At 71.3% G+C, this 23,273-nt stretch carries 14 protein-coding genes; 2 read left to right on the plus strand and 12 right to left on the minus strand.

Features of this window, described 5'->3' with window-relative positions:
• Positions 1-49: 49 nt before the first annotated feature.
• Positions 50-4,465 (plus strand): glycohydrolase toxin TNT-related protein, encoded by a 4,416-nt coding sequence (locus F9C12_RS19575; RefSeq protein ID WP_409466826.1) that lies wholly within the window; start codon positions 50-52, stop codon positions 4,463-4,465.
• A 59-nt stretch (positions 4,466-4,524) separates the two neighbouring features.
• Here F9C12_RS19575 and F9C12_RS19580 read toward each other — a convergent pair whose 3' ends face one another.
• From F9C12_RS19580 to F9C12_RS19595, 4 genes are all read right to left on the minus strand, one after another.
• Positions 4,525-5,112: a pentapeptide repeat-containing protein gene (locus F9C12_RS19580; RefSeq protein WP_409466827.1), complete on the minus strand. Its 588-nt coding sequence runs from the start codon at positions 5,110-5,112 to the stop codon at positions 4,525-4,527.
• Positions 5,113-5,202: 90 nt separating this feature from the next.
• Positions 5,203-8,535: an error-prone DNA polymerase gene (locus F9C12_RS19585; protein WP_409466828.1), complete on the minus strand. Its 3,333-nt coding sequence runs from the start codon at positions 8,533-8,535 to the stop codon at positions 5,203-5,205.
• A 172-nt stretch (positions 8,536-8,707) separates the two neighbouring features.
• Entirely contained in the window at positions 8,708-10,294 is a 1,587-nt protein-coding gene (locus F9C12_RS19590; protein WP_409183392.1) for a DNA polymerase Y family protein, read from the minus strand.
• Between the two features lie 50 nt (positions 10,295-10,344).
• Entirely contained in the window at positions 10,345-10,938 is a 594-nt protein-coding gene (locus tag F9C12_RS19595) for a hypothetical protein (protein ID WP_409466829.1), read from the minus strand.
• Between the two features lie 2,063 nt (positions 10,939-13,001).
• Here F9C12_RS19595 and F9C12_RS19600 point away from each other — a divergent pair.
• Positions 13,002-13,514, plus strand: coding sequence for a GNAT family N-acetyltransferase (locus tag F9C12_RS19600; protein ID WP_409183394.1), 513 nt, complete (start codon positions 13,002-13,004; stop codon positions 13,512-13,514).
• Positions 13,515-13,559: 45 nt separating this feature from the next.
• On the opposite strand, the gene purH is transcribed toward F9C12_RS19600, so the two are convergent.
• The 8 genes from purH to F9C12_RS19640 form a co-directional block, all read right to left on the minus strand.
• The gene (gene purH, locus F9C12_RS19605) at positions 13,560-15,122 is read right to left on the minus strand and encodes a bifunctional phosphoribosylaminoimidazolecarboxamide formyltransferase/IMP cyclohydrolase (RefSeq protein WP_409466830.1); all 1,563 of its coding nucleotides are present in this window, start codon (positions 15,120-15,122) and stop codon (positions 13,560-13,562) included.
• Positions 15,119-15,736 carry a phosphoribosylglycinamide formyltransferase gene (gene purN / locus F9C12_RS19610; RefSeq protein ID WP_409466831.1) on the minus strand — a complete coding sequence of 206 codons (618 nt, stop codon included), beginning with the start codon at positions 15,734-15,736 and terminating at the stop codon, positions 15,119-15,121. The genes purH and purN overlap by 4 nt, the downstream gene beginning before the upstream one ends.
• A 74-nt stretch (positions 15,737-15,810) precedes the next feature.
• The gene (locus F9C12_RS19615; protein ID WP_409466832.1) at positions 15,811-17,346 is read right to left on the minus strand and encodes a DUF6350 family protein; all 1,536 of its coding nucleotides are present in this window, start codon (positions 17,344-17,346) and stop codon (positions 15,811-15,813) included.
• Positions 17,347-17,489: 143 nt separating this feature from the next.
• Entirely contained in the window at positions 17,490-18,197 is a 708-nt protein-coding gene (locus tag F9C12_RS19620) for a DUF5336 domain-containing protein (protein WP_409466833.1), read from the minus strand.
• 217 nt (positions 18,198-18,414) lie between these two features.
• A complete protein-coding gene (gene sucD, locus F9C12_RS19625) occupies positions 18,415-19,305 on the minus strand; it encodes a succinate--CoA ligase subunit alpha (RefSeq protein ID WP_009072477.1) in 891 nt (296 codons plus the stop codon).
• A 1-nt stretch (position 19,306) separates the two neighbouring features.
• Complete coding sequence (gene sucC / locus F9C12_RS19630) at positions 19,307-20,476, minus strand: ADP-forming succinate--CoA ligase subunit beta (protein WP_409466834.1); 1,170 nt, start codon at positions 20,474-20,476, stop codon at positions 19,307-19,309.
• Between the two features lie 118 nt (positions 20,477-20,594).
• Complete coding sequence (locus tag F9C12_RS19635; RefSeq protein ID WP_409466835.1) at positions 20,595-20,891, minus strand: hypothetical protein; 297 nt, start codon at positions 20,889-20,891, stop codon at positions 20,595-20,597.
• Between the two features lie 20 nt (positions 20,892-20,911).
• The gene (locus F9C12_RS19640; protein ID WP_409466836.1) at positions 20,912-22,423 is read right to left on the minus strand and encodes a hypothetical protein; all 1,512 of its coding nucleotides are present in this window, start codon (positions 22,421-22,423) and stop codon (positions 20,912-20,914) included.
• Positions 22,424-23,273: the final 850 nt, after the last annotated feature.

Genomic DNA, 23,273 nt, shown 5'->3' on the forward strand with positions numbered 1-23,273 from the left:
GGTGGCAAAAGCCCTATGCGGGGTGCGTTCGTGCGCGCGAACAGTCAAAATGTTCTCTGTGGCACAACCGACGACGCAGCTGAACGCGACGGAGCAGGACACTCTGGTCAAGCAGATCGGACTGGCCCTGCTGCGCGCCGCCCCGCGCGACTGGCGCAAAGTCTCCGCGGAGTACCGAGCCGTCGGCAGGTACCACGAGCTGACCGGCGAGATCGTGCTCGAGGACGGCTCCACTCAGGAATGGATCGCGACGCACGACATCGCGACCCTCTTCGGGAGACTCCGCGCGGGCATGTACCGCGACGGTCGCGGCACCTGGTTCAACGCGCGCTACCAGCTGGACCACCCCTCCAGCTACAACCTCGAGTACAACCGCGACGAGCCGCAGTGGCACCTCGCCCCGCCGCCGCAGGCGTACTCCGACGAGCTGCGCATGTTCCCCCGCACCGAGGAGAACGTGCCCGAGTGGCTGATCCGCCGGATGTCCGGCCTCGGCCCGGAACAGCCCGGACCGCACTTCCGCATCGCACGGATCTTCGACACCATCGGCCCGGCCGGCCGGCCGGTCATCAACCGCCCCGACCTGGACGTCGACGAGCAGGACCGGCTGCTGGACTACCTGGACCACGCACCCGTCGTGGTCCAGGACCGCGGCTACGACATCGACCGTCTCGCCCAGGCCCCCGAAGCGACGGTCCCGGTCGCCTTCCACAGCGACGGCCACTGGATCTGGCCCGCCGCGGTGAACTTCTACCTCCGCACGTACGGCGTCTCGCCGGAAGCGGACCTGATCGAGCACATCCGGGCCAACGGGTTCCAGCTTCCGCAGGTGGACGAACTGACCCTGCAAGGGGCGGCGGCTTACCTGACTCGGGGGAGCCAGACTCCGCAGCAGCGTCCCGCTCCCGGTGGTCCCGGTGGTCCTGGTGCTGGTGGTGCTGGGGCCGGTGGTCCTGGCGGGCCGGGTGCCGCTGGCGGGCCTGGGGCCGGTGGTCCTGGGGCTGGCGGGCCGGGTGCCGCTGGTCCTGGTGGGCCTGGTGGGCCTGCTGCCGGTGGCCCTGGCGCTGGTGGACCTGGCGGTCCGGGCACCGGTGGTCCAGGCGGACCGGGCGCGGCTGGCGGACCTGGCGGCCCCGGTGGTCCGGGTAACGCGGGGGCCGCGGGCGGGCCCAACGGCCCCAACGGACCCGGCAACGCCGGTGGCCCCGGCGGTGCGAGCGGACCTGGCGGTCCCGGCGGCGCTGGCGGATTCGACGCCAACGGACCGGGTTCCGGTCCCGGCGCGGAGGCCCCCGCCGCTCCTGGCACTGGCGCAGCCGGAGTCGGCGCGGCCGCGGCGGGACTCGGCGCAGCCGGTCTCGGCGCAGCCGCACTCGGCGGATCCGGCGGCCCGAGCAATCCCGACAACTTCCACCCCGCCGACGACTTCGGCGGCCCCGGCACCGCCGATGGCCCCGGAGCCAACGGATTCGACTCCCCGGACGAGTTCGGCACCCCCGGCTCCCGCAGGCCCGACGCGACCGGCGCCCCCGGCCCCGACCGGCGCGGCCCAGCCGCCGAATTCGACAACCACGCCCCCGGCAGGCCCGGCCCAGCCGCCGAGTTCGACAACCGCGACCCCAGCAGGCCTGCCGCGGCCGATGGGTTCGACCACCGCGACCCCAGCAGGCCCGGCCCAGCCGACGAGTTCGACCACCGCGACCCCGGCAGGCCCGGAACGGCTGGCCGACCGGACGGTCCCGACAACTTCCACCCCGCCGACGACTTCGGCGGCCCCGGCACCACGGACGAGCCCGGTTTCGACGACCGCGGCTCGGACGAGCACTTCGAGCCCGCCGGGCCAGCCCGCGGCGGTGCGGACAGGCGCGACCGGCCCGCTCCGGGTTCCGCGGCACCGAGCGGTCCGCAGGGCACGCGAGTGTCCGCGCCGGTTTCCGGGCCGGACAGTCCCGGCGGGTCGCACGGACTCGGCACCGCCGCTGCCGCGGTAGGAGCGGCGGGCGTCGCCGGGGCAGCGGGAGCGGCCGCGAGCGGCACCCACGCCGAATCCGGCCACCCGCACGAGGACGGCTACGCCGAGCACCCCGACGCCGCCGGTTACGCCGAACCCGGCCACCACGACGCCGACGGCTACGACCAGCAAGGTCACCCCGACGCGGCCTACGACCAGCACGGGCAGGCCGGTTACGACCAGCCTGACCACGCGGACGGTTACGACCAGCGGGACCACGTCGAGCACTACGACCAGCACGACGAAGGCTACGAAGAGCCTGGCCACGTCGGTTATGACGAATCCGCGCCGCACGACGCCCGCGGATACGACGCCGAGCCGTACGACGACCAGCACGGGTACGAGGACGCGGCCTCCCACGAGGCCGGTGCTTACGCCGAACCGCACGGGTACGACGAAGCCGGTCAGCACGGGCACGACGAAACGGGTTACGACGAGTCCGCGCACCACGTCGACGACCGCGCCCGCGAGGCGGCTGGCTACGACGACGCCCGCGTGTACGACGACCACCTCGACGCGCACGGCAGCAACATCCCCGGCGTCGGCACGTTCGAGCAGCCCGCTGCTCCGGGCGCGCAGAACGGGCTGGTCGGCGCGGATGGCGTCATCGGCGCCGACGGGCTCATCGGCGCGGACGACTCCGCCGACGAACCCGCTCCGAACCGCCACACCGCGGAGCCGGAAGCCGGTCGGCGCAGCGCACCGGACGACGCTCGCCCCGGTGACCAGGAGGGCGGCCGTCGGCGTGCCCAGCCGGACGCCGAAGCGGACGACAGCCGTCGGGACGACGTGCGGCTGAATGCCGAGGACGGCGGACGGCGCGGCACCGAGCCCGACAGTCCGGCCGAACCCGCGGACGAGCACGGCAGTCACGTCGGCGCGGCTGCGGCCGGGGTCGCCGCGGCTGGCGGGTTGGCCGCGGCAGGCCTCGCCGCCGCGCACGGTCGGAGCCGCGAGAAGGAGGCCGAGAGCCGCCACGGCGCCGCGCCGGAGCGTGCCGCCGAGCCGCCGTTCGAGCAGGACTTCGACGGCGCTCAGTACGACCGCTACGACGACGAAGACCACACCGACGTCCACCACGACCTCCTCCCCGGCCGCAACGGTGCCGGACCGGGCCACCCGGCCGACGACGAGGACGACACCGACGTGCACCAGCCGGTCGACGACGGGCACGAGGAGCCGGTGCTCTTCACGCACGGCAACGAACCGTCCCGCGACGACGACGAGCAGCAGCGTGCCGAACTGTTCACGCACTCCGGTGGTTACGAGGACGACAACCGCCGCGAGCCCGAGTACGACGCGGGCCCGCCCACCGCGATGATCATGCCGGGATCCGAGATCCCCGGCGGGCTTCCGGTGCCGGAGATGCCGGTGGCCCCGACGTCCGGCGGGCGGCGCGCGGCACGCGAGCAGGCCGAACCGGCCCCGGTCGCGCGGCGGGAGCAGCCCGCCCAGCCGGAGCTGGCCGAACTGCAGGCGAAGCTCGACGAGCTGAACGTGCCCGAGGCCGCGTACCGGCTCGGCGGCCCCACCGAACGCGGGTGGAGCGTCGAGCAGGTGGGCGAAGGCTGGCGCGTCGGCTGGTACGACGGCGAGCTGATCAACCCGGCGGTGTTCGGCGACGCGGAGGACGCCGCGGCGTTCATGCTCGGCAAGGTGCTGCTGCACCCCGACGGGTATGTCGCGGCGGAAGCCCCCGTGCCGGCTGCGCAGCCAGTCGCGGACGCGCCGAAGCCGCCCGTGGTGGCGACGTTGTCGCCGGAGGTCGCGACGGGCTCGTTCCCGGTCCGGCCGCGCGAGAACGTGCCGCCGCAGGAGCAGACCGCGTTCACGCCCGCCGATCAGCTGCTGGCCGACGACGAACCGCCAGCACCGCCGGTCCGGCAGACTCCGCCGCCCCCACCGCCGACGCAGGTCGCGGCACCGGTGAGCCCACCGACCCAGGTGGCTCCCCCGGTCAGCGCCCCGCCGACCCAGGTCGCCTCGCCGGTCAGCGCACCGCCCACTCAGGTCGCCCCGCCGGTCGGCCCGCCGCCGCGGCGGGAACCGCCGGTGCGCCGCGAAGAACCGGTGCGCGCCAACGGGACCGGCGGCAGCGGGCAGTGGCCGATCGCGCCGCTGTCCGGGGAACCGCCGCTGACCCTGTTCCGCGGCAAGGAACTGCGCGAACTGCCCGCTGGCAGCGAACTGGACCGCTTCGGCGGCCCGAACGGCAACCTGACCTACGCGGCGGGCACCCCGTTCGAGGAGCGTTCGCTGGTGCCGGAGTGGGTGAACCGGCCGTATCACGTGTACCGCGTGCAGCGGCCGCTCGAAACCCTCGCCGGGGTCGCGATCCCGTGGTTCAACCAGCCGGGCGGCGGGTCGGCGTACCTGCTTCCGGCGAGCATCGAAGAACTGCTCGCCGAGGGCGACCTGATCGAACTCGACCCGGGCGAACCGCCGATCGACTGAGGACGCGGACCAGGGGCGGGGCCAGCGGGCTTCGCCCCTTTTCCGTGCCCGGAAACGGATTACTTGACGACCAGGCCGTGTGCCGCGGCGAACGCCACCGCCAGTTCGACGTCCACGTACGCGCCGTGCAGATCCGCCTGCACCAGCCCGTTCGCGTCCACCACCGCGCCGCGCAGATCGGCTCCGGGGAACTTCGTGCCGATCATCCGGGACCCGGACAGATCCGTGCCCCGCAGGTCGGAATCCGTCAGATCCGCCTCGTTGAGGTTCACTTCCCGCATCCGCAGGCCGGACAGGTCCAGTTTCCGCAACCGGCCGCGCGCGAACGACGCCAGCGACAGATCGCATTCGGTCAGCGCGATCCCGGTGTATCGGCAGTCCACAAAGGACGAACCAAGCAGCGAGCACGACGACCAGCGGCTGTCTGCGAGCACGGAGCGGTCGAACGTGCACGAGCGGAACGCCGACGCGTCGTGCCGCGAACCGGCGAGGTCGACCTTGGTGAAGTCGCAGTTGTCGAAGGTGCAGCCGCGGGTGCGCAGGTCGCGCAGGTCCGCCTCGGTGAAATCGCAATTCGCGAACTGGCGTTTTTCCCACCACTGGCCGGAAAGTCGTGCTTCGGTGTAGTCCTCACCGGTCTCGGTCACCCGGACAGGATGACATCAGCCCCGGCGCCGCCTCATCGACGGGGTGGCTGCGAGCGGCCGGAAGGCGTGTGTCCACGAACTGTCCGCCGCTCATCGGAAGTCCCGCGATCTCGTGGGGATCCGCAGCCTCAGCTGCTCCAGTTTCTGCGCGCGCACGCTCGCGACGCCATCCGCTTTTTCCAGTACTCCGTGCACCAGCAGCGCCGCGCTGCCCCGCGCGATCCGGTGGAACCGTTGCCACAGCCCGAGGGTGCAGATCACGTTCACCATGCCGGTCTCGTCCTCGAGGTTCAGGAACGTGACTCCGCCGGCGGTCCCCGGCCGCTGGCGGTGCGTGACCGCTCCCCCGACGAGCACGCGCTCCCCGTCGGACCGGTCCAGCAGCTTGTCGGCGGTGACGACTCCGAGCGCGTCGAGCCGGTCGCGGATGAACTCCGTCGGATAGCTGTCCGGCGAGATCCCGGTGGCCCACACGTCGGCCGCGGCGAGGTCGAGCCCGTCCATCCCGGGCAGCATCGGCGCGTCCACGCCGACGCCGGTGCCGGGCAGTTTCTCCGGCCGGTCCTGCGCGACCGCGCCCGCGGACCACAACGCCTGCCGCCGGTCCGGGCCGAACGCGCTGAACGCGCCCGCGGTGGCCAGCGCTTCCAGCTGCGGAGTGGTGAGCCGGACGCGCCGGCCGAGGTCCGACATGCTCTCGTACCGGCCGTTTGCCTCCCGTTCCGCCACGATCTCCTTCGCCAGCGTTTCGCCGATCGTCCGGACAGTGCTGAGCCCGCCGCGCACCGCGTGGAGCTTTCCCTTGTCCGGCAACGCTTCCAGCGTCGCGTGCGGGAGGCTCCGGTTGATGTCCGGGCCGAGCGTGGTGACACCGTGCCGGCGGGCGTCCGCCACCAGCGACTGCGGCGAGTAGAACCCCATCGGCTGCGCCCGCAGCAGGCCCGCGCAGAACGCGTCCGGGTGGTAGTACTTGAAGTACGCGCTCGCGAACACCAGATGCGCGAAGCTCAGCGCATGGCTTTCCGGGAAGCCGAAGTTGGCGAAGGCCTTGAGCTTCTGGAAGATTTTCTCCGCCAGCTCCGCGTCCACCTCGTTGGCGATGGCCCCGTCGAGGAACCGCTGGTGCAGCCGCTCCATTTTCCGCTGCGACCGTTTCGACCCCATCGCGTGCCGCAACTGGTCGGCCTCGGCCGGAGTGAACTTCGCGACGTCCAGGGCGATCTGCATCATCTGCTCCTGGAACAGCGGCACTCCCAGCGTCTTCGCCAGAGCGTTCTCCAGCAGCGGATGGTCGTACTCCCACTTCTCGCGGCCTTGCTTGCGGCGGATGTACGGATGCACCGAACCGCCTTGGATCGGACCGGGCCGGATCAGCGCGACTTCCACGGCCAGGTCGTAGAACTCCTTCGGCCGCAGCCGCGGCAACGTCGCCAGCTGGGCCCGGCTCTCCACTTGGAACACGCCGATCGCGTCCGCGCGGCAGAGCATTTCGTAGATGTTCTGGTCGTTGAGGTCCAGTTCGGCGAGATCGATCTTCTCGCCCTTGTACTCCTCGACCAGGTCGAGCATGTAGTGCAGCGCGGAGAGCATGCCGAGCCCGAGCAAATCGAACTTCACCAGGCCCGCCGCGGCGCAATCCTCTTTCTCCCACTGCAGCACGCTGCGGTTTTCCATGCGCGCCCATTCGACCGGGCACACCTGGCTCACCGGCTCCCGGCACATCACCATGCCGCCGGAGTGGATGCCGAGGTGCCGCGGGAAGTCTTCGAGTGCGAAGGCGAGCTGCACGACGTCGTTCGGGATGTCGTGGTCGTGGTCTTTTTCCGTGCTGCGCAAGGCGCCCCAGCGGTCGATTTGCTTGCTCCACGCGTCCTGCTGGCCGGGCGAGTAGCCGAGCGCGCGGGCGGCGTCGCGGATCGCGGAGCGGGCGCGGTAGGTGATCACGTTCGCGACCTGCGCGGCGTTGAGCCTGCCGTGTTTGCGGTAGACGTACTGGATCGCTTCCTCGCGCCGGTCGGACTCGATGTCGATGTCGATGTCCGGGTAACCGTCGCGGTCGGGTGCGAGGAACCGTTCGAAGAGCAGGTGGTACTCGATGGGGTCGACCTTGGTGATGCCGAGCGCGTAGCACACCGCCGAGTTGGCCGCGGAACCCCTTCCCTGGCAAAGGATGTCGCTTTCCCGGCAGAACCGGACGATGTCCCAGACGATCAGGAAGTACCCCGGGAACCCTAGCTCCTCGATCACCCCCATCTCGTGCTTGATCTGCTGCCAGGCCTTGTCCGCGTGGGCCTTGCCCGAGTAACGCTCGGCGAAGCCCGCTTTGACGAGGTTGCGCAGGTGCGTGGTCTCGGTCTCGCCGTCCGGCACGTCGAACGGCGGCAGCTCCGGCGCGAGAAGCTCCAGCGGGAACGCGCATTCCATGCCCAGCAACGCCGACCGCTGCACCGCGCCCGGGTAGCGCTGGAAGATCTCCGCCATTTCGTTGCCCGAACGCAGGAACGCGGCGGCGTCACCGGGCAGCCAGCCTTCGAGGTCGTCGATGCTGCGCCGGGCGCGGATGGCGGCGACGGCGTCCGCGAGCCGGCCGCGTTCCGGGCGGGCGTAGTGCGCGGCGGTGGTCGCGACGGTGGGCAGCTGGAGTTCGCTGGCCATCTCGGCGAGCAAGTCGTTGTGTGTGCTGTCGAGCGGCTGGCCGTGGTCGATCAGCTCGACGTAGACCTGGGTCTGGCCGAAGAGGTCGACCAGCCGCCGCAGTTCGGCGAACGCCGCGTCCGCGCCTTCGCGCACCAGCGCCGAACGCACGGATCCCTTGCGACATCCGGTCAGCACCGCGCACTTCCCCGTGACTTCCTCCGCCACGGCGGACAAATCGTAGATCGGACGCCCTTTTTCGGCCCGTTCCGCTTTTTCGTCGTCGTGGCCGCGCAGCTGGCCGGCGGTGATCGCGCGGCAGAGGCTGCGGTAGCCGTCGCTGCCGCGGGCCAGCAGCAGGAGATGTTCGCCTTCCGGGTCGGCGACGCCGTTTTGCGGCCCGGACAGCCCGAAGCTCAGCTCGGTGCCGAATACCGTTGCGACACCTAGCTCTTTGGCCGCCTCGGCGAACCGGACCACGCCGTACATGCCGTCGTGATCGGTGAGCGCGATCGCGTCGAGCCGCAGCCGCGCGGCTTCCTCTACCAGTTCCTCGGGGTGGCTGGCTCCGTCGAGGAAACTGAAGTTGGAGTGGCAGTGCAGTTCGGCGTACGCCACTCGCGGCCCGGCTTCCAGGTCGCTGCGCGGCGGCGGGATGTCGGCGGGGCGGCGGTACGCCTCGCGTTTGCGCCCCCACGCGGGACTGTCGCCGTGGTCGCCGGGCGGCATCCCGCCCGACAGCGCCCGCGTGAGGTCCTTCCACGGGACCGGCGGGTTGTTCCAGCCCATCGTCAGTCCATCCGGTTCTCAGGCGAGCGGCGGGGTTCCGGGATCAGCAGCGCGACCGGCACCGGGTCGCACGGGCACGGCGGTTCGGCCGGGACGCGGGGCACCGGCAGTTCGTGCTCCATCAGATTCGGTTTCCTTTCTTTGTCTCCGCAGGGTTTCTTAGCAGGCCGGTTCAGTCGTAGCTTCCTTCTACTGTCCACACTGGATTTTCCGTTCCGGAGCAGAGGACGAGCACCGCCTCCGGCGCCTCGTTTTCCCCTGCCGCGAGCAGCAGCTGCAGCCGGGCTTGCTGCGGTCCGGTCGAACGACGGCCCGACGTGACCGGCCACGGACCGGCCCATCCGGTGATCGGCCTCGGCGGCCCGCCCGCGACGCACAGTCCGTGCGGCGGCGCGGTCAGCCGTTTGCGCGCGGTGAGGCCGACTGGCCGCCCCTGTGCGTCAATGACCTGGACTGGCAACGGTTGTTCCAGCACCGTCGCGGGAGACGGGGACGGCAACCGGGCAGGCCACGTGGCGTCCGGCGGTCCGGCGGGTTCCCGCGGATCGCCCCACGGAATGAGCCGGACCCGGCTCGCCGGATCGCGTCCGCCGTCGAGCACCGGCGTGACCACGCCCTCCGGACCGAGCAGACCTTGCACTCGCACGAATGCCCGGCCCGCCCGTTCGGCAGCCAATTCCTCGTCCTCGCCCGGGCCGGCGCCGGGATCGCTCCCCCGCCACAGCCCCAGCTGCAATGACCTCCCTTCGACAGTCTCTTCCGGTTCGAGCCGCAACCGCGCGACCCCGGCCGTGGGCCGTTCGCCGGGCGCGGCCTTGAGCCAGCCCTCGAACTGCCACCGGACCCGGTCCGCGACCCCTTGCGGCGTAAGTGGTTCCGCACAACGCCAGACGCGACCGAGCTGCTCGCCGTTCTCGGTGGTCGCGTATATACCCAATCGAGTGCACGCGAGCCCGCGATCAGCGAGCGCGGCGTGGAACCGCGCGCCGAGTTTTTTGGCCATGAACGCCGCGACGTCCACCCTGGCGAGCACCGGATCGAACGATTCGGCGAGCGACAGTTCCGGCGGCGGGCTGCGGCGCAACGGCGGCCGGTCGGACAGCCCCCGGGCCAGCCGGTGCGCGAGCACGCCGGTGCGCCCGAACCGGGCGGCCACGTCGCGCTCGCCGAGTTCGGCGAAGGCGCCGAGCGTGCGCAACCCGAGCCGGACGAGCAGGCCGACCAGATCCGCCCGCTCGGCATCCGGCTGGTCCAGTTCGGTCACCGGCAACGGAGCGAGAAATTCGGCCGCCCGCCCAGGTTCGACCAGCGTCCCCTGCCGCGCGGCGAGGGTCGCCGCGAACAGCCCTTCCGCTATCCCGACCTGACATTCGACCCCGGCGACCGCGGCCACCTGGTCCACCAGTTTCTCCGCGAGCCGCGGTTCGCCGCCGAAATACCCGGCCGCCCCCGCGACCGGAACCGCGAGCAGCCCGGGCCGCACCACTTCCAGCCCGACGACCAGTTCCTCCACCGCCGTCGCGACGTTCTCGAACAACCGCGCGTCCCGCGCCTCGTCTACGCCGAACACCGCCAAGTCGGGACACTGGGATTCCGCTTCCCGCCGCCGCATGCCGCGCCGGATGTTCCGCGCCCGCGCGACCGCGGTGCACGCGACGACCCGGTTCGCGTGAAACACCGCCGCCGGCCGGGTAAGCACGCCCCCCGCCGCGGCGACAGCGGCGACCGCGGGCCAGTCCGGGCACCACAAAACCAGCATCCGCACTGGATGGCGCCGCGGGTCTTTTTGTCCTTTGTGGACAGTGTGGTTCACCCGACTGCTTCCTCCCGTGCCGCGACCCGCTTCTCGCCGCGGGAAACCCGCCCGTCCGGACCGGGCAAAAGCACCGACGCCGACCGGGGCCGGGCCGCCGCACCGCGCCCGCGAGCGTGTACTTCGACCGGGCGGGAACGGAGATGTCCGGCACCGTGCTCGAGCACCCCGGTCCAGGTGCCGGGGGTGCAGTGCAGTTCGACGTCGGCGGAAGGCCAGTGCCCCAGCGAAAGCAGCACGGCCCCGCGATGCCGAGCCCGCGCCGCGAGCCGCCGCGCGACGTCCGGCCGGACTGAACGAGGCTCGGTGACAACGAGGTCGACGCCGTCGAGCAGAGCGGCCATCACCGCCTGGTACTCGGTTCCTGGCCGAGGAACCAACGCGAGCCGCGAAACAACGACCCCGTGCTCGGCCGCCGCGACAATCCCCAGCGACGGAGCACCGACCACCGCGGCCCACGCCCCGGCGGAGGTCGCCTCCGCGAGCAACGCGAACAGCAGCGACGTGGAGTGGTGAACCGCGACGACGCTCCCGCGCCGCAACCCCGCCCCAGGCAGCAGATCGGCTAAGGCGGGGGCCACCGGAAGCATCCGCCCGGCGGCCTGCCCCCAGTCGGCCCGGGAAGCCCGCTCGGCAGCGACGGTGCTGGCAGTGCTGACACCGGGGAGGGCGGTCAGCTTGGCCAGCGGGTGCGCCGGATCCGCCGAGGCGGCGGGGTGTAGCTGGGTTGGGGGGCGGAGTTCCGACGGTGCCGGATGTGCCGGGCCGGGCGGGTTTGCCGGATCCGCCGAGGCGGTGTGATGGAGCCGGGGCGGGGGCCGGAGTTCCGACAGTTCCGGAGATGCCAGGCCGGACGGGGTCGCCGGACCCTCCGAATCAGCGGGACGGAGCCGCGCCGGGGGCCGGAGTTCCGACAGTTCCGGAGATGCCGGGCCCGACGGGTTCGCCGGATCGGCGGGATGAACGCGGGTCGGAGGACGCAGTTCCGACAGTTCCGGAGTCGCCGAGCCGGACGGGTTCGCCGGACCCGCCGAATCAGCGGGATGGAGCCGCGTCGGAGGACGGAATTCCGACAGTTCCGGAGATGCCACGCCCGACGGGTTCGGCGGGCGCAGCGGAGTCGGAGGGGTGAGCGGAGCCTCGGGCTGCTCTTCCGGGCCAGGCTCGGCCAGCGAGCCGGAAGGAGCTTCCGGATGAAGCGGGACCGGTGGCTCGGAGGAAGTTCCCAGGCTCGAATCGGCTGGAGTCGCTGGCTGCGGTGGCGAATCTCGTTCAGCAGACGAGCGAATCCGAGCCGAAGATGGCGGGCGAGCAGCCGAACCAGGCTGAGTCGCCGGGGTGAGCGGAGCCGGTGAATCCGGTCGCGAGTCGGCAGCCGATGCCGTCCCCGGACCAAGCTCACGACCGGGTTGAGCCGACCAGACCTGTGAACGAGGCACGGCTGGCGAGCCAGTCTCCGCCGACCCACCGGGGTTGGCCGGGATCCAGGGTTCGAATGCCGCGGCCAGAGAACTCAGCTGAGCGCGGGATTCCTTCTCCCTCAATGAAAAACCTGCGGACATCGCGGCGACTGGCGTCCGTTCCTTCGCCAATGCTTCGATCGCCGACCACGGAACCAGTACTTCCCACGAGCGTGCCGGCCGCGCCTCCGGCACGCTCGTGGGCGCGGAAGCCTGCGCGGAAAAGGCCTCCCGCGGCGACCGGCCAGGTTTCTTCTGCCGGGCCGGAATTCCCGCGGTGCCAAGGAGTTCGGTCGGGACGGAGCCAGCAGGCAGGGCTGAAGGGCCCAGTTTCCCGGCCACGGCCGAAGAGCTGCTCGCCTCCGAAGGCGCCTCGGCCGGAGACCAAGCGCCGACTGCTCCCTGCACCGCCTCAGCTACCGCACAACCCCCTGCGGAAGCAGCCCCGGCCAAGGCACCGCCCACACCCGACACCGATCCGCCCAAAGACCGAGCACCGCTCGCCGCCAAAGCCACCCCGACAACTTCCGGAGCCCCCCTAACCACGGAAGCAGCCCCGGCCAAGGCCACAGCGCCGCACGCACCCGACACCGATCCGCCCAAAGACCGAGTGCCACTCGCCGCCAAAGCCGCCCCGACAACTTCCGGAACTCCCCTAACCGCAGAAGCCCCCGCAACCATCCCGGCCAAGACCGAAGCACCGCTCGCCGAGACCCCCGGAGCCATCCCGGCCAGAGCTGAAGCCTCGCCCGCTCCAGGAAAACCAGCCGCGCCCGCACCGGCCGCGAAAGTCCCCCCAGCCGCGCAAGCCCCCGAAGCTTCCGCGACCTCCGAAACAATCCCCGAAGAAGCAACCCTCGAAGAAGCAGCCCCCGAAGCCGCTTCGGTCGTCACCGGTTCCTCCTTCCTCCGAGCAGCCGACGGTCCGTCCCGGGCAAGGCCGTCACACCAAGCCCGGGACGGACGCCGACACACCGCGGGGAAGGCGGTTCCGCATCCTCATCCGTGCGGAAACCGCACGGTCACCCAGCAATCACACCCAAAAACACACCACTGCGCCGAACAGAATCGAACACCCGTTCGACACCACCCAGTCTCACCCGCCCCCTCCCCGGCTGTCAAGCGCGCGCGGGGGAAAGAACCCGGAAGATCACCGGACGCCGGGAAAACCGCTCTTTACACTGGGAACCCTGATGAAGACAGGACACATCGCCCTGCGGGGTTTCACCGAAGCTGACCTGCCGGTGCTCGACCGGTTCTCCACGGATCCGGACGGCGCCGGCACCTTCCAGTGGACGAGTTTCACCGGGCCGCGGGCACGGCGCCGGTTCGCCGAGGACGGCTTCCTCAGCCCGGCGTCGAGCGCGGTCGCGGTGACTGTCGACTCGGTCGTCGCCGGGATGGCCACCTGGGAGGCCGCCGACCGGGGCGGGCCCGCCGGCGGATGTTTCCGGGTCGGCGTCGCGCTGCTGCCGGACTACCGCGGCCACGGCACCGCCGCGAAGGCCTACCAGTTGCTCGTCGACCAGGTCTTCCGGCACACCCGCGCGCATCGGCTCGAGGCCTTCGTCGACAGCGAGGACCTCGCCGGGCAGCACACCTTGGAGAAGACCGGCTTCCACCGCGAAGGCCTGCTGTGCCAGGTCACCTGGCGCGACGGCGATTACCGCGACGAGGTCGTCTACGCGATCTTGCGCGAGGGATGAAAAACCGGCCGGGACCCGTCAGGTCCCGGCCGGCCAGCAAGAAAATCAGTGCGCGAAGTGGCGCGTTCCGGTGAGGTACAGCGTGATCCCGGCGGCCTCGGCGGCGGCGATCACCTCGGCGTCGCGGATGGACCCGCCGGGCTGCACGACGGCTCGCACGCCGGCCTCGATCAGCACCTCGAGCCCGTCCGGGAACGGGAAGAACGCGTCCGACGCGCCGACCGAGCCCTTCGCCCGGTCGCCCGCTCGCGAGACCGCCAGCCGCGACGAGTCGACGCGGTTGACCTGTCCCATGCCGACGCCGACGGTCGCCTGCTCGTGCGCCAGCAGGATCGCGTTGGACTTCACCGCGCGCAGGGCCCGCCACGCGAATTCCAGGTCCGCCAAGGTCTTCTCGTCGGCGGGCGAGCCGGTGGCCAGCTTCCAGTTCGCCGGGTCGTCGCCGGGGGCGTCGATCGCGTCGGCGGTCTGCACGAGCACGCCGCCGGAGATCGGCCGGAACTCCACCGGGGCCGCGTTCTCGATCGCGGGCAGCTTCAGCAGCCGCACGTTCTTCTTGCGCTGCAAGATCTCCAGCGCTTCCGGCTCGAAGTCGGGGGCGAGCACGACCTCGGTGAACACCTCGGCGATCTGCTCCGCCGCCGCGACGCTCACCGGCCGGTTCGTGGCGATCACGCCGCCGTACGCGGACACCGGGTCGCAGGCGTGCGCCTTGCGGTGCGCTTCGGCGACGTCCGCGCCGACCGCGATGCCGCACGGGTTGGCGTGCTTGATGATCGCGACAGCCGGCTCCGAGAAGTCGAAGGCAGCGCGACGCGCGGCGTCAGTGTCGACGTAGTTGTTGTACGACATCGCCTTGCCGTGAAGCTGCTCCGCGTGCGCGAGGCCCGGCTGCGCGCCGCGGTACAGCGCCGCCTTCTGGTGCGGGTTCTCGCCGTAGCGCAGTACGTCCGCACGGTCCCACGTCGCGCCGAGGAAGTCCGGGAAACCGCTGTCGTCGGCAGGCGCGTACGCGTTGGCGAACCAGGACGCGACCGCGGTGTCGTACGCAGCCGTGTGCGCGTACGCAGCAGCAGCGAGCCGCTTGCGGTCCGAGAGTTCGAAGCCTCCCGCGGAGACCTGCTCAAGCACCCACGCGTACCGCGCCGGGTCCACGACGACAGCGACGCTGCCGTGGTTCTTCGCGGCCGCGCGCACCATCGCGGGACCGCCGATGTCGATGTTCTCGACGCAGTCCTCGGGGCTCGCGCCGGACGCGACAGTCTCCTGGAACGGGTACAGGTTCACCACGAGCAGGTCGAACGCCGCGATGTCGAGCTGCTTGAGCTGGGCGACGTGGTCGTCGTTGCTCTGGTCGGCGAGCAGCCCGGCGTGCACGCGCGGGTGCAGCGTCTTGACCCGGCCGTCGAACGACTCGGGGAACCCGGTGACCTGCTCGACCGGCGTGACCGGGACCCCGGCGTTCGCGATGACCTTCGCCGTGCCGCCGGTCGACACGATCTCCACGCCGGCCGCGTGCAGGCCGGTCGCGAGCTCGAGCAGGCCGGCCTTGTCCGAGACGCCGATCAGCGCGCGCCGGACCGGGCGCCGTCCCTGTGCTGTGCTCACGAAAACCTCACCTTTCGTCCGTCCACGGTGCACCCACCACGGCCGAGTCGCTCGATCGTTTCAACCAGCAGCCTGCGTTCCACGGCTTTGATCCGCTCGTGCAGGACGTCTTCGGTGTCGTCGGTCTCCACCGGCACCGCCTCCTGGGCGATGACCGGGCCAGTGTCCACCCCGGCGTCGACGAAATGCACCGTCGATCCGGTGACGCGCACGCCGGCCGCGAGCGCGTCGGCGACCGCGTGCATCCCGGGGAACGACGGCAGCAGCGCGGGATGGGTGTTGATCACGCGGCCCGCGAACCGCGCCAGGAACTCCGGTCCGAGGATCTTCATGAACCCGGCGGACACCACGAGGTCGGGCTGATAGGCCGCGACCGCCTCGGCGAGCGCGCGGTCCCACGCGGCCCGGTCCGGATGGTCGGCGACGCGGACGGTGAACGACGGCACGCCCGCCCGTTCCGCTCGCGCGAGCGCCTCGATGCCGGTGCGATCGGCTCCGACCGCGACGACGGCGGCCGGGAACCCGGGCTGCCCGGCGGCGTCGAGCACCGCCTGCAGCAGCGTGCCGGAACCGGACGCGAGCACGACGATCTTCACCGGAGTGGGCAGTTCCAAGCGGCTGGCCAGAACGGGCTCCTTGCACGGCGGTGCGCCTCGGGCGCACGGCGCTTCACCAGGTCGCCCCAACCCTAACGGTCGTCCTCGGCGGGCTTCTCGTCGCCGGAGTCCTCGGTGGACTCGGTCACAGCTTCCGCCTGTTCGGCGGGGGTTTCGGGCTTGTCTTCCGGCTCGTCCTCGCTCGCGGCGGCCTCGGTTTCCGGCTCGTCCTCCGGCAGGTCGAGACCCAGTTCCGCGTCGGCCTCGGCGTCGAAGTCCTCGTCGTCCTCCGCTGAGTCCTCCGCCGTGTCCTCCGCTGGAGCCTCGGATTCTTCGGCGGCCTCGGATTCCTCCACCTCGTCCGCGACCTCGGACTCGGCATCCTCAGCAGCCTCGCCCTCGACCTCGTCCTCCACCTCAAGCGACCCGACCGGCCGCATCGGTGCGTGCGCCCCCGCGAAGAACGCCACGAACCCGGCCGGAATCACGATCCAGCAGAACGCGACGATCGACGCCACCCCGACCGGCACGCTGACCGGGTCGAACGGACCGTCGCCGAGCCGTCCGCCGGCGAGCGTGCCCAGCAGCACGCAGCCGAACCCGACCACCGCGCCCGCGACGACCACCACCCGCAGCCGCGCCGCCGGGTCCTCGTCCACCGCCCGGACCGACCAGCCGACCAGCACCCCGACCGCCAGCGGCAGCACCAGCAGGGCCGGCCACCACGCCGCGGCGTGCTCGGGAATGCCGCCAAGCAGCGGCACTCCGGGGACGGAACCGCCGCGGTAGCCGATGAGGTGCACGTCGAGGTCGCCGATGCTGAACCCGGGTCCGCTCACGAACGACATCGCGGCGACCACGGCGTTCGGCAGGTACAGCACGGAAAGCAGGAACAGCCCGAAGCTGGCCCCGAACGACGGCTCGAACAGCCCGGACACCGTGCGCGCGGACAGCGCCATGGCCGCGGTCAGCGTCAGAGCGCCAGCGGCCAGCAGTGCGAACAACCCGAGCAGGCCCGCGCGCAGACCGCGAAGAGCCAGCGGGTCGAGCCGGTCGGCAAGCACCTGCGGCATGCCGAACCGGCGAAGTACCCCAGCGGTGGCCGCGAGTCCGGAGAGCACGGCGGGCACCACCGAGGCGAGCGCGACGTTCGCCCGCACCGGTTCGCCGATCGACAGCAACGAAATCAGCAAGCCGAACAGCAGATGCGCGCCAGAAATCGTGGCAATCAACGGGACCGCGTGCCGCAGCCTCGCGCAGCGCAGCCGTCGTACGGCCTTGGCCGCTGCCCGCGCGACCAGCAGCACGACACCGACCGTCGGCAGCAACGGCAGCATGCCGAGCGGATGGCCGCCGATCCCGAGTTCGACCTGGTAGACGGCCAGCCAGCCAGGACCCGCCGACCGCAGCACGCCGCCCGCGGAGACGATCGCGTGCTCGGCGGTCAGCGCGACGAGCGCGAGCAGGGTGACGACCGCCGCGTAGCCGAGGACGAGCGGGCCGAGCGCCGCGACGAGCAACACCCGCAACCGGGGCGCCTGCGGGACATCCTGGTCAACGGAGTCGCCCACCGGCTCGTCGCCCGCGGGGCGTCCGGGACTGGTGAGCACCTGCATGTCCTCGACCATGACATCCGCGCTCGGCCGTCCGGGTGAGGCACGCCGCCGGGCGGACGTGGCGAATCCAACGCCCACCCGGTCGTGGCACTGGGCCAATAAAAACACCCGCTGTGACACGGAGAGTCACAGCGGGTGGGTGAAGCGAAGGGATTTCAGCCTTGCTGTCCGAAACCGCCGGGCGGCGTGCCCGGTTTGTTCTGGTCGGCAGGCGGCTGGAAGAACTGGCCCTGCTGCGGCGCGTACGTCGTGGCCTGTCCGCCCGGCGGCGGCGTGGCGGGCGGCTGCTGCCCCGGAGTCTGCTGGCCCTGCTGGCCGGGAGCCGGCTGGTACTGCGTCGGCTGGTATTGGCCCTGGCTGTACGGCTGCTGATACGCCGGAGCGGACGGCTGCGGCGTCGGCGGCTTGAGCACGCCGTACTCGAACAGCAGCACGGCGACCGCCGCGGCCATCTGCAGGAGACCGAGGATCAGCACCACGATCACGATCGCGGACGTCCGCCCGGAGATGACGGCGTCGAGCGCGCCCAGACCGCCGAGCACGCTGAGCAGCGCGGCGAACGGCAGCGTCTTCGGCCCCTTGGGCAGCAGGTTCAGCGCCGCCAGGAGACCGCCGGCGAGCAGGAACAGAATGGGCTGCCCGGCCGTGCCCGCCTCGGCGGCGAAGCCGAGGAAGTACTGCACCAGTCCAAGCCCGGCCACGCCGAGGGTCAGCAGCAGCGGAAGGTTCGGCGGCGCTCCGGCACCCGAGGCGGGCGGGCCCTGCTGCGGCTGGGGCTGCTGCGGGAACCCGCCCGTCGGGGGCGGTCCCTGGGACGGCTGGCCCTGCTGGGGGTAGCCGGGCCCGCCACTGGGGAAGGTCATCGGAAGCTCTCCTGTCTCATCGACCGGCGGTTCGGGATCCTGAAATGCCCGGGGTGCACCGGCGGCGTCCCCCGCTCACGAGTGACTGCACGCTAGCGCATCCGCACTGGGCGTCCGCGACGTTGGACGCACTGACCGCCGGATCGGTTGCGGGCGGAAACGACGGAGGCCGGGCACCGTGTCGGTGCCCGGCCTCCGCCAGTGGTGTCGTTGCTGGTCAGCCGAGGCTGTTGTACAGCTCCCGCGCGAGAACCGCGGTCTCGCTCGGGGTCTTGCCGACCTTGACGCCGGCGGCCTCGAGGGCCTCCTTCTTCGCCGCGGCGGTGCCGGACGAGCCGGAGACGATCGCGCCCGCGTGGCCCATCGTCTTGCCCTCGGGGGCGGTGAAGCCCGCGACGTAGCCGACGACCGGCTTGGTCACGTTCTCCTTGATGTAGGCCGCGGCGCGCTCCTCGGCGTCGCCGCCGATCTCGCCGATCATCACGATGACCTTGGTGTCGGCGTCCTTCTCGAACGCCTCGAGGGCGTCGATGTGGGTGGTGCCGATGACCGGGTCGCCGCCGATGCCGACCGCGGTGGAGAAGCCGATGTCGCGCAGCTCGTACATCATCTGGTAGGTCAGCGTGCCCGACTTCGACACGAGGCCGATCGGGCCCGCGCCGGTGATGTCGGCCGGGATGATGCCCGCGTTCGACTTGCCGGGGCTGATCACGCCGGGGCAGTTCGGCCCGATGATCCGGGTCTTGTTGCCGGTCGCGACCGCGTGCGCCCAGAAGTAGGCCGAGTCGTGCACCGGGATGCCCTCGGTGATGACGACCGCCAGCGGGATCTCGGCGTCGATGGCCTCGATGACCGCGTCCTTGGCGAACTTCGGCGGCACGAAGATGACCGACACGTCGGCGCCGGTCTCCTTGATGGCCTCCTCGACCGTGCCGAACACGGTGAGGTCCTTGCCCTCGATGGTGACCGTCTGGCCTGCCTTGCGGGCGTTGACGCCGCCCACGATGTTGGTGCCGGACTTCAGCATCTTGGTCGCGTGCTTCATGCCCTCGGAGCCGGTGAGCCCCTGGACGATGACCTTGCTGTTCTCGTTGAGGAAGATCGACATCTCACGCACCTGCCGCGGCGAGCTCGGCAGCCTTGTCGGCCGCGTTGTCCATTGTGTCCACCACGGTGACCAGCGGGTGGTTCGCGTCGGCCAGGATCTGGCGACCCTCGACGACGTTGTTGCCGTCCAGGCGGACGACCAGCGGCTTGGTGGCCTCGTCGCCCAGGATCTTCAGGGCCTCGACGATGCCGTTCGCGACCGCGTCGCAGGCGGTGATGCCGCCGAAGACGTTCACGAACACGCTCTTCACGTCGGTGTCGTTGAGGATGACGTCCAGTCCGGCCGCCATGACCTCCGCCGACGCGCCGCCGCCGATGTCGAGGAAGTTGGCGGGCTTCACGCCGCCGTGCTTCTCGCCCGCGTACGCCACGACGTCCAAAGTGGACATGACGAGGCCCGCGCCGTTGCCGATGATGCCGACCTCGCCGTCGAGCTTGACGTAGTTGAGGTTCTTGGCCTTGGCCTTCGCCTCGAGCGGGTTCTCGGCCTGCTTGTCGACGAGTTCCTCGTGCTCCGGGTGACGGAAGGCGGCGTTCTCGTCGAGCGTGACCTTGCCGTCGAGGGCGATGATCTTGTCCTGCGGGTCGCGGACCAGCGGGTTGACCTCGACCAGGGTGGCGTCCTCGGAGACGAAGGTCTCCCACAGCTTCACCACGACGTCGGCGGCCTCGTCGATGATCTCGGCCGGGAAGTGGCCGGCCTTCAGGATCTCGAGCGCGGCGGCCTTGTCGACGCCCTTGATCGCGTCGACCGGGATCTTGGCGAGCGCGTCCGGGCGCTCGACCGCGAGCTGCTCGATCTCCATGCCGCCCTCGGACGACGCCATCGCGAGGAAGGTGCGGTTGGCGCGGTCGAGCAGGAAGGAGAAGTAGTACTCGGACGCGATGTCCGAGGCTTCCGCCACCAGCACGCGGTGCGTGATGTGGCCCTTGATGTCGAGGCCGAGGATGGCTTCCGCCTTCTCCTTCGCCTCGTCGGGCGTCTGGGCCAGCTTGACGCCGCCCGCCTTGCCCCGGCCGCCGACCTTCACCTGCGCCTTGACGACGACCTGGGTGCCGATCTGCTCCGCGGCGGCCTTGGCTTCTTCCGGGGTGCTTGCCACGGCGCCCGGCAGAACCGGTACTCCGTGGGCGGCGAAGAGATCCCTCGCCTGGTACTCGTAGAGGTCCACTACTCCAGTCTCCTGACGACACGCCACTGTGGTGGTCCGTTTTCCGGACCGCGCTGTCGGACCAGTCGAGGTTAGCGACCAGCGCAGACGCAGGGGACGCCGCACCTGGTGAAGTCGGTCACCGTACGCGGTCAGAGGGTGTGCCGAGGGTGTGAGACCGCCCACCGACAAGCATTTCGGCGGCCTTTTCGGCGCTTTCGCCGCCCAGCTCGATCACTGCGGTGCCGGCGAGCGCTTCCGCGAGCCCCTCGGGCGCCGGACCGCCGAGGAGGCCCAGAATGTCTGGATCCTCCTGTTCGGTGGTGCGCACGATCTTTTCCGTCGTGTCGAGGTGTCCTACGTGGACGACTTCGAGACCGGCGTCGCGCAGCATTCGCGCCAGCGGAATCGCCGCGGTTTCTTCGGCCAGCTCCACGAGGACTACGCGCCGCGGGCTCACTTCTTCGCACCGACGACCGCGGTGCCGGCCGCCGCCAGCACCGCGGCGATTCCGAGCCAGAAACCCGATCCCGGCCGTGCGCCGTCGAAGGCGGAACTGACCAGCGGAACCTCGGCGGCGTGCAAGGCCAGCAGCAAGGCCGCGCCGGCTGCTCCTGCCGCCGCGGCGCCGGGCCGCGAACGAAGGCTCAACCCGAGTGTTCCGAGAACGACGAGCAGCGCGGCGAGCAATCCCCACGACGGAGTGTCGAAATCGGACCAAAGCCCGGGCGTCGCGTAATCGGGTGCGGTGAATACCGGCGTGCCGAACGTCGCGATCGCCAGTATCGCGGTGATTCCGGCGGGAATCGCCGCGGTGGAGCGCGCCCCTTCGGTCCCGGTGTCGTCGCGTTCCACGACCCCGGTGATCACCGCGGCCAAGGCGGTAAGCCCGGCGAGACCAAGCGCGATCGCGGCGAAAACGGCTCCCGCGCCGAGGTGGTAGTCGATCGCGCCGCCGAGCCCGCCGAGCCCAGTCGCTTCGGAGGCGGTGATGGCCGTGCTGAGCACTGCCGTCCCCGCGAGAACGACACCGGCCCACAACACCGCGAGCATCCCGCGCGCGACCGGCGCGGTGCGGCGAGCGAGAAGGAAAGGCGTTGGCAGCACGACAAGAATCGCCGCGACCAGCAGTTGCCAGCGGGCCGGACTGTCCGTGCTGTTGCCGAGCTGCGGGGCGAGCGCACCGATCGCCGCCGCGATGCCGGTCAGCACCGCGAGCAGAGCGGTGAGCGTGCGCCAGATGGTGAGCCCCGGGACGCGGGCCTCGCCGGCCAGGTCGGTGCGCTCGGTCTGGGTTTGCTGCGGTGTCGCAAGTGGAGTGAGGACGAGGACCAGCACCATCGGCACGACAGCGAGATACGCGCCGGTCGAAACCGCCAGCCCCGGCACGGCAAGCCCGGCGACGAACGTCGGCACCGCGACAGCGAGCACCGCCGCGACGATCCCGCCGAGCGTCCCGCGCGCGACGCCGTCGGATCCGGCGAAAACCCCGAGCACTGCTGCGACCGGCAGCGCGCCGGCGAGGAGAAGGTACCCGGCGAGTGCCAGCCCAGGACCTTCAAACGCTGACCGCGCAAGGAGAAACGGATCGTCCGAGAGAACGGGAGTCATCAGCAATCCGACCGCGGCGACCACGGCGAGCAGCGGAATGATCAGCCGCCAGCGGCGTTGGTCGTCGCCGCCAGCGATCTCGTTCCGCTCGCGCACCACCCGCGCGGCCGCTATCCCGGCGACGAGCGTCAGCAGGTGCCCGGCGATCAGCAGCCAGAACCCGAGACCGACCCCGCTGCGGTCGAGGAGCCGGTCCGGGAGATACAGCTCGGGACGGATGGTTTTGGAGCCGTTGACGAGGAACTGAAGATCGAGAACCAGCCGCCCCGGCGCGAGAGCGGCGAGCCCGACGACGAGCCCGGCGGCCAGCCCGTGCCGCCCACTGCGAGCCGCCGCGACCGCGACCCCGGCAGGCACGATGGCGAGGATGACGAGCAGGGGCCAGGAGAGGTAGCCGGGCCTGGCGTCGGGCGAGACCGGGGCGATGGCACCGGCGGCTAGCGCGAGGGAGCCGACGCCGAGGAGGGCGGTGGCGGCTCGGAGCCTTGGGGAGGGGGGTTGGTCGGTGCGGTCCAGGAGGGTCTTGACCTGATTCGGGTCTTGGCGGCTTGAGTCTCGGTTGGTTTCTCGGCTGGCCTCTCGGCGGCTGGGAATGGTCCGGGGTGCGGACCTCGGCTCGGCCGGGATGGAGACGGGCTTTTGGCGGCTGGTCAGGTGTGCCTCGTCGCGTTGCTGCTTGGCTGAGGGTGCGTCGGGGGATGCCGCTTCTCGACTCGTCGGGCTTTCCGCTGCGGGCTCGTCGCGATTGGATGGGGCAGCTGGGCTTTCCGCGGAAGCTGCTCCGGCGCGACGAGATGATTCGGCTGGGTTTCCCGTCGCAGACCCAGCCGGGCTCCCCTCGGAAATCACCCCAGCCCGGGACGGCTCGCCGGCCCCCTCCATTGAGGTCGGCGCGCCACGACCGGACAGGCCGCCCGGAGTTTCCGCGGAAGCGGCTTCGCCACGGCGAGGCGAGTCCGCGGAGCTTTCCCCCGGCTTCGTCTCGCCGCGACCGGACAAATCAGCCGAACCCGTCCCGCCGCGGCCGGACGAGTCAGCCGAACCCGTCCCACGGCGGCCGGACGAGTCAGCTGGATCCGATTTCGCGCGATGGGCGGCACGGCGGGCTCGAGCGCGGGCGGCGGCCTTGCGCTCGGCGAGGCTGGGACGCCGGGGTCCGGCGGGACGGCCCGGGGTGTCCGGGGTGTCCGAGGCGGAATCGCCGTCG

The organism is Amycolatopsis sp. GA6-003, from assembly GCF_046267895.1.
Classification (GTDB): Bacteria; Actinomycetota; Actinomycetes; order Mycobacteriales; family Pseudonocardiaceae; genus Amycolatopsis.